This is a genomic window from Kutzneria viridogrisea DSM 43870, assembly GCF_000525635.1.
Lineage (GTDB): Bacteria > Actinomycetota > Actinomycetes > Mycobacteriales > Pseudonocardiaceae > Kutzneria > Kutzneria viridogrisea.
Window position 1 is genome coordinate 1,687,703 of sequence record NZ_CP007155.1, and the last position, 13,542, is coordinate 1,701,244.

Genomic DNA, 13,542 nt, shown 5'->3' on the forward strand with positions numbered 1-13,542 from the left:
CGTGAGGAGCCCTCCCAGTATCGGAGGACTCCTCACATCTGCTGACTCACCTGCCGTTCTTCAGCGAAGCAGGCGCCTTGATCCGGGCGGACAACTCGTTCACGTCGATCTTGCCGCCGGGCTTGCTCCCGCTGGTGGCCTCGGTCCTGCTCCGCTCCGCAGGGGTCTGCGCCGCGGCCCTGCGCGAGGTGCGCACGCGCTCGGAGGGCACCATCGGGCGCAGCTTCTGGTCCAGCTGCCTGGTCAGGTGGATCATCGTCCTGGGCTGGTTCAGCCCGACGATGCCCACCGGTTTGCCCGCGCGGATGTAGCCGGTGATGGAGCGGTCGGCCCCGTTGGGACGGGTGCTCAGGTACATCGTCTGCTGGCCGATGGCGGGGATGCCCGCGGCCTGGATGCGCACGTGGTGCTGCTCGGACCAGAACCGGGGCAGCGGGGTGAAGGGCTTGGCCCTGGCCTTGCCCGCGAGCAGGCTCTCGGCGGCGGCACGGCCCATCTCGATCGCGTTGAGCCAGTGCTCCACCCGTCTGGGCACCCCGTCGAAGCGCAGGTTGGGCCAGCGGGCCACGTCACCGGCGGCCACCATGTCGGTGGCGCCCACCACGTGGCAGGTCGGCTCGCAGAGCACGCCGTCCTCCAGCACCAGGCCCGAGCCGGTCAACCAGTCCACGGTCGGCATGGTGCCCACCGCGAGCACCACGCAGGAGGCCGTCAGCAGGCGCTCGCTGGACAGCACGATGGCCACGCCCTCGGGGCCGGTCGCCCAGTGCCTGATGTCCACGCCCAGCGCCAGGTCCACGCCGTGCCTGCGGTGCAGGTCGCCGATCGCGGCGCCCAGCTCCGGGCCGAGCGCCTTGCCGAACAGGGTCTTGGACCGGCCGATGATCGTGACGTCGCGGTTCATGTCCCGGCAGCTGGAGGCCATCTCGCAGCCGGTGAACCCGGTGCCGACCACCACCACCCTGCCCTTGGTCCTGGTCAGGTTGGCCTTGATCGCCATCGCGTCGTCCAGCGTGCGCAGCGTGTGCACCCTCGGGTCGTGGCGCGGGGCCCCCGCCAGGTGCCTCGCCTCCACCCCGGTGGCGATGACCAGGCCGTCGTAGCGCAGGTCCTCCCCGCCGGGCAGGTGCACCACGTGCCTGCCCGGGTCCAGCCGCTGCGCCCTGGTCCTCGTCCGCCAGATCGCGTCCAGCTCCTGGTACGCGGGGAACAACAGGTCCTTGGCGGTGAGCTTGCCGGTGATCAGCTGCTTGGACAGGGCCGGCCGGTGGTAGGGCTTGTGCGGCTCGTCGCCGATGATCACCAGTTCCCCGTCGAACTTGAGCTCCCGCAGCCGCTCCGCCGCGCGCAGCGCCGCCAGCCCGGCCCCGACGATGACGATCCTGTCCATCCGGCTCACAGTTGCTCCCCGGACAGCTGGATCGCGCGCATCGGGCAGCACATGGCCGCCGCCTTGGCCTGGTCGGCGTACTCCGGGATCACCTCGGTGACGTACCGGAGCCGCTCGTCTTCGGTCAGCTCGAACAGGCTGGGGGCCTCGTACTGGCAGACGCCGTAGAGGTGGCAGCGGCCGTTGTTCACGCTGATGGTCAGGGAGCTGCCGTGCAGAGCGCGACGAGGACTCATCGGGTCAGCTGTCCTTTCTCGAGGTGGCGGGGCGGGAGGCGGCGGCCGGTCGTGGCGGGCGCCGCGGGTCCTGCGGTCGTGGCGGTCGTGCAGGGGGAGTTCGGGGTGCGGCCGCGCCCAGGGGGTTCGGGCGGGCCGACGACCGTCGCGGCTATCCGCCGCTGATCAGCCCGGCACCGACCAGGGTCTTGGTCGGCACCCAGCGCAGTACGGCGAGCACGGCCGTGGGAACCAGCAAGGTCAGCCCGCCCAGCCACACGATGGCGAGGTGGTCGTTGGCCACCGCGCCGAACCAGGAGTGGATGATCGTCATCCCGACAGCGGCGTACGCCGATTGGTGCAGTCGCAACCACCTCCGGTACACGAAGTACTTCTGGAGCCCGACCGAGATCGTGATCGCCAGCATCAACTCGAGACCGAGGATCCCCAACGACCACCGGAACTGGCCGCCGTTGACCAGAGGAATGGTGAGGTTGGTCCAATCGAATATCTCGTCCGAATCAGTGAGGAAGAGAAAGCACGCGGCGTGCAGGCCGCCGAAAGCGAGCGTGAAGGTCGCCATCATCATGTGCGTGCTCCGCACAGCCTGGCGGCCGGTCAGTTTTGTCACCCAACCCGTGGCGGTGAAAACTCCCCAGACAAGCGTGAGGCACATCAGCGCATAGGCCAGACGCGCTGACAGGGCGGCGACCTGTCGCACTCCTGAGTCATGCGGGGAATGGACTGTTGACGTAGCCAGCAAGAACTGCGTCAGCACGAGACGCCTCCCGGACGGCGATGATCGTCGGGTTGCTCCGAACGGTGCAGTGGGGTGGCCCACATGGTCGCGTCCACTCTCCGGGTCGAAGCCCCGGTTATCACTAAGTGTTGGTCATGGTTAAACAGTGTGTCGTTGTGAACGAGCTACTCCAGACCTCGACGGGAGTAATCCGCACCGCCGAACGGAGTAATCTCACTTCACTTGGTTGCTCCTGGTCAACGGTTCTCACGAGGACGCAACCTGCTGTGCACGTGCCGGGAACAGCTATCCCGTGCCACCACAGGAAATCCCTGCGAGAACGGGGCTGCGGCGCGTCTGTGGCGCGGACATGGCTTCTCCTGCTTGCCCGGTGTGTCCTCGGTCAACTCGCGTCGAACTCGGAAACGCTTTTCTGTGTACAAAGGTGAGTGGTGGGCACTCACAAAGCTCAACAGCGAGCCGGTGCGCGGGCGGTGTCACCGTCCCCGGTGGTCGGCGCCGGTCGCAGACGGACCGCTGAACACCGTTTCGCTCCTCGCCCGGCCCGGTGGTAGGCGCATCTCGGTATTGGCGGTGCGGTTCGTTGCCGACCATCACCACCTCGCCCTCGGACCTGAGCTCACGCAACCGTTCCGCGGCTCGTGTGCCCGCCGCTCCAGCCCCTACTACGACGATGCCTTCTCGTCGGTTCACCAGCAGTCCTCGCTCTTCGCGTGGTCTCCACCACGCCGGCCCCGACGCCGATCCCATGCTGGGCTGAACGAGCTGACACGCGGTCCGTCAGCTCGGTGACGGCGAGTTGTCAGCGCGGCCCGGTGGTGCCGGGGGGCGCCTCGCTGGTGGCGGTGCGGTCCCGATCCGATAGCCGTTGAGTAACAGTTTGTCGTGCCTGGCGCCTGTGGCTATCGACTGTTCGGGGCAATGCCTTGGGTGAACAGGCCTGTTACTCGCCGGAACGGTTACGTGTAGTCAACGCCTTGATGGCCGCCAGGGTGGCTTCGGCGGGGAACGGCGACCGGTGCACTGCCTCCTGTTCGGGCAGGTCACCGGCCTGAACGGCGGTCGCCAGCTCGGCGACGGCGGCGATCTGCCCGCGCTGCCGGGTCACGAACCCGGCGTTGACCGGCTCTCCGTGGCCGGGGACGACAACGGTGCGTGATCCGACCAGCTCCAGCAGTCGGGTGAGCACCGCGGGCCAGGTCGCGGGGGAGGACCCCTCGAAGGCGGGCGGTGCGCCGTGCTCGACGAGATCCCCGGCGAAGAGCACGTCCGCGTTGGGCACGTGCACAACGAGGTCGTGGCTGGTGTGCGCCACACCGAGGTTGACGAGCACGGCGGTCCGCCCGCCCAGGTCGAGCTCGGCCCGGTCGGTGACCAACTGCTCGGGCAGGACGAGGTCCGTGCCGGTGATGCGGGCGGCCACCTCGGGCCTGCCCTGCTCGCGGTAGACCTGCGCCCAGTGCGAACGCTGCTGCGCGCCCTCGGCGACCAACTCGGCACGGCAGGCCTCGTGCGCCCACACCGGGCACGGCAGGAACGCCGCGGTGCCGAAGCTGTGGTCGAAGTGCGCATGCGTGATGACCACCTGCCAGGGCAGTGCGGTCACGGCGCGGACCTCGGTGGCCCAATTGGTCCCGTGCACAACATCGCCGCCCGTGTCGACAACCAGGCAGGCGTCCTCACCCAGTACGAGGCCCAGCGACAGATCCAGCTCCTTGTGCCGACGCACAAGCACTCGATCGGCCACTTCGATCCACCGCTCGCTCACCCGACCCCCTCGTCCTGGAACACGCCTTCGCGCAGCACGGGCACGGCTGCACTGCACCCAAGCATGGACGCCAGGTCCACGTCGGCGCCGTGTCCCGCAGCGGCGAGTTCGCGTCCCGACGAGCACGCGGCCAGCAGATCAGGCAGGTCCGCGCGGGCCGACAGGAAGGTGCGGGCCGCCAGCCGGACCTCCGGCGAGGCGCCAGCGGGGTCGAGTTCGAGCAGCGCCGCGGCCACGGCTCCGGCACCGAGCAGGTCTTCGACACCGGGGCGCAGCGGTCCCGCGGTGACACCCCAGCGCTCACCCGCGGGGACGAGGCCGATCGGAGCGCCCGCGGCGGCGTGGTGCGCGAACCCGGCGACGGCCGCGGCGTTGCGGAGGCACGCGGCGAGCACGGTCGCGCCGGTGGATTGTGCACGTGCACACAACCTCGCGCCGTTGGGTGAGGGCAGGGCGAGCAGCGTGCCCGCGGGCAGGTCGAGCAGGGACGCCGGGCGCAACGTCCAGCTCCGCTCCCCGGCGAGGACCGCGCCCCGCTGCTTGGCGGCAGCGAGGGCCTGCTCGTCACGCGAGGGCACGGGCAGCACCCGGCCGCCCCGTCCCAGTGCGACGTCCACCGATGTGGTGAACGAGAGCACGTCCACGACCACCAGCACGGCGCACCGCGGGGCCAGGGCGTCGATGCCCTCAGCCGCCCATTCCAGTCGCAGCCGGTAATCGTCCTGTGCGAACACGTCGTCGAGCACCGTGCCGAGTGTGCCGTACGCCTCAGCCAGGGGCAGCTGATTTGAACTCCGCGCGCACCGGGGTGGCAGACTGCGCACCGTGCGCGTTTACCTCGGTTCCGACCACGCCGGCTTTGAGCTCAAGGCCCACCTGGCCAAGCACCTGAGCGGTCAGGGCCACGACGTCGTGGACGTCGGCCCGGCCACCTTCGACCCGGAGGACGACTACCCGGCGTTCTGCATCGCGACCGCCGCCAAGGTGGTCGCCGACGAGGGCAGCCTGGGCGTGGTGATCGGCGGCTCCGGCAACGGCGAGCAGATCGCGGCGAACAAGGTGCCCGGCGCCCGCGCCGCGCTGGCCTGGAGTGTGCAGACCGCCACGCTGGCCCGCGAGCATAACAACGCCCAGGTCGTGGGGGTCGGTGCCCGCATGCACAGCACCGAGGAGGCGACCGCGATCGTCGAGGCGTTCCTGGCGACGCCGTTCTCCGGTGTGCAGCGGCACGAGCGCCGGATCGGCATCCTCGCCGAGTACGAGCGCACCGGGGTCGCGCCGGAGCTGCCGACCGCCTGATGCCCGAAGGCCACACGCTGCACCGGCTTGCCCGGTTGCACCAGCGCAGGTATGCGGGCGCGGTGGCGCACGTGTCCAGCCCACAGGGCCGGTTCGGCGGTGCGTCCACCGTGGACGGCCGCGTACTCGAGCGTGCCGAAGCGGTCGGCAAGCACCTGTTGCACCGCTACGGTCCGGACGCGACTGTGCATGTGCACCTCGGGTTGTACGGCACGTTCACCGAGTTCGCACTTCCCGAGCCTGCGCCCACCGGGCAGGTGCGCATGAGGTTGGTCGGGCGCACAACCGGAACGGACCTGCGCGGACCAACCGCCTGCGAGTTGCTCACCGACGAGGGTGTGGACCGGCTGTTCGCGCGACTGGGGCCCGATCCGCTGCGCAAGGACGCGGACCCGGATCGGGCTTGGGCGCGGATCTCCCGGTCCCGCACCTCGATCGCGGTGCTGCTGCTGGACCAGACCGTGCTCGCCGGGGTCGGCAACGTCTACCGGGCCGAGGTGCTGTTCCGCCACGGCATCACCCCGATGCTGCCCGGCCGCGAACTCGGCCGCGAGCAGTGGGAGCTGATCTGGGCGGACCTGGTCCACCTGATGCGCGACGGGGTGCGGGTCGGCCGGATCGACACGGTGGCGCCGGAGCACATGCCGGAGGCCACCGGGCGTGCGCCGAGGCAGGACCGGCATGGCGGCGAGGTCTACGTGTACCGCAGGACGGGCCAGGAATGCCTGGTCTGCGGCAAGCCCGTCGCGACGAGGGAACTGGCGGGGCGCAATCTGTACTGGTGCCCGAACTGCCAGCCGGAATGACGAGAACGGGGCCCGCGCTCAGCGCGGGCCCCGTTCCTCATGTCATGTGCGGTGAGTGAGCGATCGTCACATCACCAGTTGTCCCCACCGCCGCCGCCGAAATCGCCGCCGCCGTCCCAGCCACCGCCGCCGAAGTCCCAGCCGCCACCCTGGTCCCCGCCGCCGTCCCAACCGCCACCGCCACCATCCCAGCCGCCGCCCTGGTTGCCGCCGGTCTCGAACGCGGCGGGCTGCACCTGGTCGCCCCAGCCACCGCCGTAGCCGTGGTCGCCCCAGCCGCCCGCGGCGTAGGGCAGGCTGTGCATACCGGAGAACATGGCGTTGAACAGCAGCGCCGAGCCGACACCCCAGGCGCCCGCGACGAGCGCGGGCTTCCACCAGGGCTCGCTGTACCAGCCCTGCGGCACCGGGCGCCCGGCCACCATGCCGCCGGGGTAGTAGTGCGGGGTGTTCTCACCGGGGTTCGCGGACGCCTCGTACTCGTGGCCCTCCACGTCGACCCGGCGGTCCTCGGTCACCTTGCCCGCGCTGGACTGGCCGTTCAGGTCGGGCAGTTCGGGGCCGGGGTCCATGCCCATCGCGGTGCGCGCGGCCCGCACGTAGTACAGGCCCTCCATCGCCGTCTGCGTGACGAGCTTGCACTGGTCCTCGGTGCGGGCCTGCTCCATCTGCGAGCCCGCGGCCGTGTACCGCTCGGACGCGTCGGCCAGCGCCTGCTTGGCGGCGTCGTTCGTACCGGTCAGGTTCATCACCTGACCGCCGAGCCGCTCCACCCATCGGCGGGCGTCGGCCTTCGCATCCTCCAGTCGCTGGGCGGCGGCGGCGCGTTGACGCATGACAAGCACCCCGATGCCGATGACCACCACCAGGACGATCACGCCGAGGACTACCACTGGGCCTCCCGAACTCCGGCGCCGTGAATCGGTCGCAAACGGACAACGGGAAAGCTACTCCGGGAGTTCCTGTCCGGTGCAGCGGCCCAGCTCACATCCCTAGAACACCTCCGGGCAGTGCGGCTGGTGGTCCCCGCTGAACGCCCGCGAGGCCGTGCGCAGCGCACCCGGGGTGAGCTCCTGGATCCGTTGCGCCGCAGCCAGGTCCAGGGCCGAGGTGCCGCCGAGGAACAGCGCGCCCAGCTCGTTGGCGGTCATCGCGAGGTCGGCGGCGGCCTCGGTGCGCTCGACGGTGGCGACCTCGTCGGTGCCGACCACCAGGCGCCAGCGGCCCGTGTTCCACGGGCAGAACTCGTCGCTCAGGTCGATCACCACGTCCAGCGGGGCCCGGTAGCGCCGCAGCGGCAGCGCGCGGTCCACGTCGACCAGGCGCACCCACAGCGAGTCGTACCGGGTCTGCTCGGCCTGGTACGGGTCGGTGAGCAGGTGCTGGATCGGCTCGTCGGTCGGCGCGCCCTCGTAGGTCACCGTGCCGATCAGGTCGATGTCGAGCAGGTAGCGCCACACCGCGGCGTAGGCCACCGGCGTCCTGGCGACGACCTCGCTGACGTAGGCGGTGCCCTCGGGGCCGCGGTCGCCCCACTTCGGCACGGCGAAGTAGATCGCGTACCCGTCCGGGTGCAGGACGAAGCGGTACGGGGTGCGACCCTTGATGCGCCGCATCTTCTCGCTCTCGCTGAAGTACTGCTCCCAGGACGCGGGAGTGCGGCTGAGCCAGCCGGTGCGCTGCGTGGACACCGCACGGTGCAACTCGTCGATCAGCGGCAGCGCGGTCGCCCTGTCCAGCTCGCGGACCCGGTGCTCGCCCACGTCGACCGAGTCCCAGAACTCGGTGCCCGAGGGGACGGAGATCTCCAGCCGCATGGCCGCCGCCCCGTAGCCGAAGCGCGAGTAGATGCCGCCCTCCGAGGCGAACAGCGTGGCGATCGGCTCCGCGCCCTGCTCGTGCAGTCCGTGCAGCTGGGCGCGCATCACCGAGCTCATCGCGCCCCGCCTGCGGTGCCCGGGCGCGACACCGACCATGGTGACGGCCGCGACCGGGGTGGGCAGCCCGCCGGGCAGGGTCATCCGGCGGCTCAGGATGCTGCCGCCGCCGATCATCGTCTCCCCGTCGAACACGGCGTGCGTCCGCTCGGGTTCGAGGATGGCGCTCTCCGTGGCCATGGTCTGCTCGGTCGGCGTGTCCAGGAACGCGGCGAACACCATGGTCACGAACTCGGGGATCTCGGCGGCGATGAGCGTGCGGGTGACCAGTGACGAATCGGACATGGCACCTTGGTACGCCAGTCCGCGCGGCGGCGCGACTGGATTTCCATGACCTCCCACGTCATCGACCAGCCTGCCGCCACCGTGTCAGTGTTGCCGGGCGCCGAGGCACAAAGCCTTGCCGGACAACAGGGAGACACTCCGATGGCTGATCTTCACGACCTGGTGCACCGCTACCTGGAGCTGTGGAACACCGCCGATCCTCAGGTGCGCGCCGAACTCGCCGACGCGTTGTTCGCGACCGGGGGCGGGCTGACCGACCCGTTGGTGGACGTCACCGGCGCGGCAGCGGTCAGCGCGGTGGTCGACGCGGTGCGGGAGCAGTTCCCCGGCCACCTGTTCCGCCTGGCAGGGGAGATCGACGCGCACCACGAGGTGGCTCGCTTCACCTGGGAGCTGGTGCCGGAGGCGGGCGGCGAGCCGGTTGTGGTCGGGTTCGACGTGGCCGAGGCGACCGCCGAGGGCAGGCTCGGCCGGGTGCACGGCTTCCTGGACAAGGTGCCCGCCTGAACCGCAGATACATCCGATGTGTGGCTTGACCTGAAGCGGTCACCGGGCCATCCTTGGTCGTAAAAGGGGACAGCCGCCGCGTTTCCGGACAAGGAAAGGTCGGAGATGTGGCTCGGTTGATCAAGGCTTTCCCGGTGGCCGCCGCCGTGGCGCTCGCCCTCACCTGCACCGCCCAACCCGCGTCCGCCCTGGACAACGGGCTGGCGCTGACCCCGCCGATGGGCTTCAACAACTGGAACGCGATCGGCTGCGGCATCAGCGAGGCGTTCGTCAAGCAGACCGCCGACTTCCTGCACACGCACCGGGTCAACGGGCGCACCCTGCAAGAAGCTGGCTACACCTACGTCAACATCGACGACTGCTGGGCGCAGCCCGACCGGGACGCCGCGGGCAACCTGGTCGCCAACCCGGCGAAGTTCCCCGACGGCATCGCGGGCACCGCCGAGTACGTGCACGGGCTCGGGCTGAAACTGGGGCTGTACAACGACTCCGGCACGATGACGTGCAGCAGCAAGGGATTCCCCGGCTCGTTCGGGCACGAGGCACAGGACGCGATGCAGTTCGCCAAGTGGGGCGTGGACTACCTCAAGGACGACAACTGCAAGCAGGCACCCGGCCAGGACACCAGGGACGCCACCATCAAGCGCTACACCGCGATGCGCGACGGACTGGCCGCGGCGCGCAGGGCGACCGGTCAGGCCATCGTGTTCAGCATCTGCCAGAAGGGGGACAACGGGATCAACACCGAGGACTGGTCCCCGGCGGTGGGCAACCTGTGGCGCACCACCGGCGACATCCACCCGAACTGGGACCGGATCTCCTCGATCATCGCCAAGAACATCCCGTTGGCCCAGTACGCCAAGCCGGGCGCGTGGAACGACCCGGACATGCTGGAGGTCGGCAACGGTTCGCTGACCACGGTGGAACAGCGGAGCCACTTCAGCATGTGGGCGGTCATGGCGGCCCCGCTACTGATCGGCACCAGCCTGACCAAGGCCAGTGAGGACACGCTGTCGATCCTGGCCAACACCGAGGTGATCGCGGTGGACCAGGACCGGTTGGGCAAGCAGGGCAAGCAGATCGCCAACAACGGCGGTCGCCGGGTGCTCGCCAAGCCGCTGGCCGACGGGGACGTGGCGGTGGCCCTGTACAACGAGACCGGCTCCACCGCGACGATCAGCACCACGGCCTCGGCGGTCGGTCTGGGCGGCGGCAGCTACCGGTTGACCGACCTGTGGAGCAAGAAGGTCAGCACGAGCACGGGGACGATCAGCGCCAGCGTGCCCTCGCACGGCACGGTGCTGCTGCGTGTACACGTGAAATAGCGCGAAAACGCCTGTGGGCCACGGCGATCACCGTGGTCCACAGGCGTTTTCGCTCAGTGCGCGTCGACGAGCTCCGGCTCGTCCCGCGGCACGGGGTCGCGCCGCGCGGCACGCTTGTCGCGCGAGCGCTCCTTGACGTTCTCCACCATGGTGTAGAGCGTGGGCACCAGCAACAGGGTCAGCAGCGTGGAGCTGACCAGGCCGCCGATCACCACCACCGCGAGCGGCTGGGAGATGAAGCCGCCGCTGGCGGTCAGGCCCAGCGCCATCGGCAGCAGCGCGAAGATGGTCGCCGCCGCCGTCATCAGGATCGGGCGCAGCCTGCGCCGCCCGCCCTCGATGACCGCCTCCTGGATGCCCATGCCCTGGGCCCGGTAGGTGTTGATCAGGTCCATCAGCACGATCGCGTTGGTCACCACGATGCCGACCAGCATCAGCATGCCGATCAGCGAGGGCAGGCCGAGCGGGGTGCCGGTGACCAGCAGCGCGCCGATCGCCCCGGTGGCCGCGAAGGGCACCGACACCAGCAGCACCAGCGGCTGGATCAGGCTGCGGAACACCGCGACCATGATCAGGAACACCAGGGCGACGGCCACGGCCAGCGCGATGCCGAGGTTGCCGAACGCCTCGCTCTGCTGCTGCGAGACCCCGCCGATGCTGTAGCTGGCACCCGCGGGCAGCTTCAGCCCGTCCAGCTTCTTGCGCAGCTCGGTGCTGATCGCCCCGGTGTTCTGCCCGGTCGCGGTGCCGGTCACGGTCGCGCTGCGCGCCCCGTCGATCCGCTTGATCTGCACCGGCCCGGTGGTCTGCTCCACCTTCGCCACCGCGTCCAGCCGAACCCCGGGCGCCAGCTGCACGGCCTTGAGCGCGTCCACATCGGACGGTGCGGTCCCGGTGCGCAGGATGATGTTCTCCTGCTTGCCGTCCACCGTCAGCTGGCCGACCTGGCTGCCCGCGAGCTGTGCGGTCACGGCCTGGCCGATCGTGGAGTCGCTCAGGCCCAGCTTCGCCGCCGCCTGCCGGTCCACGGTCACGTGCACCTCGTTGGCGCTGTTGGCCAGGTCGCTGCCGACATCCACGACCCCGCTGATGCCGGACATGGCCTCCTGCACCTGGCCCGCCGCACTGCGCAGCACCGACTCCTCCGGTGCCTTGACGATCACCTGCAGCGAGCTGCCGCCGAAGTCACCGCCGCCGCCACCGGCGCCCACGGTGATCTTGCCCGCGTTCGGGATGGCGTCCAGCCTGCCGCGCAGGTCGTTCTGCACCGCGGTGACGTCGGCCTTCTCGTCCAGGGTCAGCGAGTAGCTGGCGCGCGCGGTGCCGCCGGAACCGCCGAAACCCATGAAGCCGCCACTGGAACCCACCGTCAGCTGGTAGGTCTGCACCCCGGCCACGCCCTTGATCGCCGACTCGACCTGCTTGGCCGCGGCGTCGGTGGTGGCCAGCGAGCTGCCCACCGGCAGGGTCTGGCTGACCGACAGGGTGTTCTGCCCGTTGCCGTCCAGGAAGTTGGTCTTGAGCCGGGGCACCATGGCCAGCGTGCCGAACAGGATCAGCACCGCGATCAGCACGGTGATCAGCCTCCGGCTGGTGGCGAAGCGGATCACCGGCACGTACATGCGTTGCAGGGGGCTGCGCAGCTCCTTGGCCACCGCCTCCTCGTGCGAACCCGCCTTGCCGGGCTTGAGGAACCAGTAGGCCAGCACCGGCACGATGGTCAGCGCGACCAGCAGCGAGGCGAGCAGCGCCACGGTCACCGTCAGGCCGAACGGGGCGAACAGCTCGCCGACCAGCCCGCCGACCACGGCGATTGGCGCGAACACCGCGACCGTGGTCAGGGTGGAGGCGGTGACCGCACCGGCCACCTCGCGCACGCCGTCGATCACCGCGCGCTTCTTGTCCTCGCCGTAGCTCAGGTGCCGCTTGATGTTCTCCAGCACCACGATCGAGTCGTCCACCACGCGGCCCACGGCGATGGTCAACCCGCCGAGGGTGAGCAGGTTCAGCGAGGTCTTGGTGGTCCACAGCACGATCAGCGCGATGACCACCGACAGCGGGATGGACACCGCGGTGACCAGGGTGGAGCGCACCGAGAGCAGGAAGATCAGGATCACCACCACGGCGAAGGCCAGGCCCAGCAGGCCCTCCGTGGTCAGCCCCTCCACCGCGCGGTTGATCGCGGGCGCCTGGTCGGAGACCACGGTCAGCTGCGCGTTGTCACCGACCGCGGCGGCCAGCTCCGGCAGCTTCGCGCGGATCTGGCTGGAGATGTCCACCGAGTTGCCGTCGGGGGTCTTGGTGACCGAGACGCCGAGGCTGTCCTTGCCGTTGGTGCGGGTCAACGAGGTCGCCGGAGCGAGGTTCTGCTCGACGGTGGCCACGTCACCCAGCCGCACCGGCTGCGGCGGCGCACCCCGCCCGGGGGTCGCGGTCGCGGTCGGTGTGAGGTAGAGGTTCTTCAGGTCGTCCACTGAGGACAGAGTGCTGCCGACCTGGACGGTGGTGGTCTTGCCGTCCTGTGCGAGCGTGCCCGCTGGCGTCGGGGTTCCGTTGGAGCGCAAGGCAGTGCTGATCGCGGTGGCGTTCAGCCCCGCCGCGGCCAGCTTGGCGTTGTCCACGCTGATCGTGACGACCTGGTCGCGCGCGCCGGTGACCTGCACGTCGCGAACCCCGGTGATTCCTTGCAGCGCGGGCACGACGGTGCTGGTGAGCTTGCCCGCGAGCACGCGCTGGTCGGTGTCGGAGCTGGCCGCGAGCACGGTCACCGGCAGGTCGTCGGTGTTGCCGACCACCACGTTGGGCTTGACGTTGGTGGGCAGCTGCGCGCTGATCCGGTTGACCGCCTGGGTCATCTTGTTGACGGCGTCGTCCAGGTTCGTGCCGTAGTCGAACTGCACGGTGACCGAGGAGGAGCCCTGGCTGGAGGTGGAGGTCAGCTGGGTCTGCCCGGGAACGCCGCGCAGCGCGTCCTCGATGGGCTTGCTGACCTGGTCCTGCACGATCTGCGGGGAGGCGCCGGGGTACTGGGCGACGACCACAGCGGCGGGGAATGCCAGTGAGGGCAGCAGTTGTCGCTGCAGGGAGGGGATGGCCCACGCGCCGAAACCCAGTGCGATGAGCGCGATCAGGGCGACCAGGCTGCGGTTGGCCAGGCTCAGTCTTGTCAACGACGTCATGGACGGCTCTCTGGGAAATTGGTTAGCTTCGAACTAACAATATGGCCAAGGCTAACAGTGTGGTCGCTGAG

The 13,542-nt window shown here is 69.9% G+C and carries 12 protein-coding genes; 4 read left to right on the forward strand and 8 right to left on the reverse strand.

Annotated features, from left to right (window positions below; all coding sequences use genetic code 11):
• Nucleotides 1–46: 46 nt before the first annotated feature.
• From KALB_RS07550 to KALB_RS07570, 5 genes are all read right to left on the reverse strand, one after another.
• Nucleotides 47–1,390: an NAD(P)/FAD-dependent oxidoreductase gene (locus KALB_RS07550; RefSeq protein WP_081789836.1), complete on the reverse strand. Its 1,344-nt coding sequence runs from the start codon at nucleotides 1,388–1,390 to the stop codon at nucleotides 47–49.
• Between the two features lie 5 nt (nucleotides 1,391–1,395).
• Nucleotides 1,396–1,626, reverse strand: a complete 231-nt coding sequence (locus KALB_RS07555) for a ferredoxin (RefSeq protein WP_025355117.1) — start codon at nucleotides 1,624–1,626, stop codon at nucleotides 1,396–1,398.
• Nucleotides 1,627–1,777: 151 nt separating this feature from the next.
• Nucleotides 1,778–2,383, reverse strand: a complete 606-nt coding sequence (locus tag KALB_RS07560; RefSeq protein ID WP_063750722.1) for a ferric reductase-like transmembrane domain-containing protein — start codon at nucleotides 2,381–2,383, stop codon at nucleotides 1,778–1,780.
• Nucleotides 2,384–3,308: 925 nt separating this feature from the next.
• Nucleotides 3,309–4,133: an MBL fold metallo-hydrolase gene (locus tag KALB_RS07565; protein WP_025355119.1), complete on the reverse strand. Its 825-nt coding sequence runs from the start codon at nucleotides 4,131–4,133 to the stop codon at nucleotides 3,309–3,311.
• Nucleotides 4,130–4,879, reverse strand: coding sequence for a 2-phosphosulfolactate phosphatase (locus KALB_RS07570; RefSeq protein WP_025355120.1), 750 nt, complete (start codon nucleotides 4,877–4,879; stop codon nucleotides 4,130–4,132). The genes KALB_RS07565 and KALB_RS07570 overlap by 4 nt, the downstream gene beginning before the upstream one ends.
• Nucleotides 4,880–4,958: 79 nt before the next feature.
• On the opposite strand from KALB_RS07570, the gene KALB_RS07575 reads away from it, so the two are divergent.
• Together KALB_RS07575 and KALB_RS07580 are read left to right on the forward strand one after the other, a co-directional pair.
• The gene (locus tag KALB_RS07575) at nucleotides 4,959–5,432 is read left to right on the forward strand and encodes a ribose-5-phosphate isomerase (RefSeq protein ID WP_025355121.1); all 474 of its coding nucleotides are present in this window, start codon (nucleotides 4,959–4,961) and stop codon (nucleotides 5,430–5,432) included.
• Nucleotides 5,432–6,238 carry an Fpg/Nei family DNA glycosylase gene (locus tag KALB_RS07580; protein WP_025355122.1) on the forward strand — a complete coding sequence of 269 codons (807 nt, stop codon included), beginning with the start codon at nucleotides 5,432–5,434 and terminating at the stop codon, nucleotides 6,236–6,238. The genes KALB_RS07575 and KALB_RS07580 overlap by 1 nt, the downstream gene beginning before the upstream one ends.
• 71 nt (nucleotides 6,239–6,309) lie before the next feature.
• On the opposite strand, the gene KALB_RS48110 is transcribed toward KALB_RS07580, so the two are convergent.
• Both KALB_RS48110 and KALB_RS07590 read right to left on the reverse strand, forming a co-directional pair.
• Nucleotides 6,310–7,074, reverse strand: a complete 765-nt coding sequence (locus tag KALB_RS48110) for a hypothetical protein (protein WP_042221823.1) — start codon at nucleotides 7,072–7,074, stop codon at nucleotides 6,310–6,312.
• A gap of 156 nt (nucleotides 7,075–7,230) precedes the next feature.
• Entirely contained in the window at nucleotides 7,231–8,460 is a 1,230-nt protein-coding gene (locus KALB_RS07590) for a GNAT family N-acetyltransferase (RefSeq protein WP_025355124.1), read from the reverse strand.
• Between the two features lie 141 nt (nucleotides 8,461–8,601).
• Between KALB_RS07590 and KALB_RS07595 the strand changes: the two genes are divergently transcribed.
• Nucleotides 8,602–8,967 carry a nuclear transport factor 2 family protein gene (locus KALB_RS07595; RefSeq protein ID WP_025355125.1) on the forward strand — a complete coding sequence of 122 codons (366 nt, stop codon included), beginning with the start codon at nucleotides 8,602–8,604 and terminating at the stop codon, nucleotides 8,965–8,967.
• A gap of 107 nt (nucleotides 8,968–9,074) precedes the next feature.
• Nucleotides 9,075–10,292 (forward strand): glycoside hydrolase family 27 protein, encoded by a 1,218-nt coding sequence (locus KALB_RS07600; RefSeq protein ID WP_025355126.1) that lies wholly within the window; start codon nucleotides 9,075–9,077, stop codon nucleotides 10,290–10,292.
• Between the two features lie 53 nt (nucleotides 10,293–10,345).
• Here KALB_RS07600 and KALB_RS07605 read toward each other — a convergent pair whose 3' ends face one another.
• Nucleotides 10,346–13,471 carry an efflux RND transporter permease subunit gene (locus KALB_RS07605; protein ID WP_025355127.1) on the reverse strand — a complete coding sequence of 1,042 codons (3,126 nt, stop codon included), beginning with the start codon at nucleotides 13,469–13,471 and terminating at the stop codon, nucleotides 10,346–10,348.
• Nucleotides 13,472–13,542 lie beyond the last annotated feature (71 nt).

What these genes read in the sequence shown, in the direction of transcription:
- KALB_RS07550 (WP_081789836.1), bottom strand. Translation starts at nt 1,390, where the DNA reads ATGGACAGGATCGTCATCGTCGGGGCCGGGCTGGCGGCGCTGCGCGCG.
- KALB_RS07555 (WP_025355117.1), bottom strand. Translation starts at nt 1,626, where the DNA reads ATGAGTCCTCGTCGCGCTCTGCACGGCAGCTCCCTGACCATCAGCGTG.
- KALB_RS07580 (WP_025355122.1), top strand. Translation starts at nt 5,432, where the DNA reads ATGCCCGAAGGCCACACGCTGCACCGGCTTGCCCGGTTGCACCAGCGC.
- KALB_RS48110 (WP_042221823.1), bottom strand. Translation starts at nt 7,074, where the DNA reads ATGCGTCAACGCGCCGCCGCCGCCCAGCGACTGGAGGATGCGAAGGCC.
- KALB_RS07590 (WP_025355124.1), bottom strand. Translation starts at nt 8,460, where the DNA reads ATGTCCGATTCGTCACTGGTCACCCGCACGCTCATCGCCGCCGAGATC.
- KALB_RS07595 (WP_025355125.1), top strand. Translation starts at nt 8,602, where the DNA reads ATGGCTGATCTTCACGACCTGGTGCACCGCTACCTGGAGCTGTGGAAC.
- KALB_RS07605 (WP_025355127.1), bottom strand. Translation starts at nt 13,471, where the DNA reads ATGACGTCGTTGACAAGACTGAGCCTGGCCAACCGCAGCCTGGTCGCC.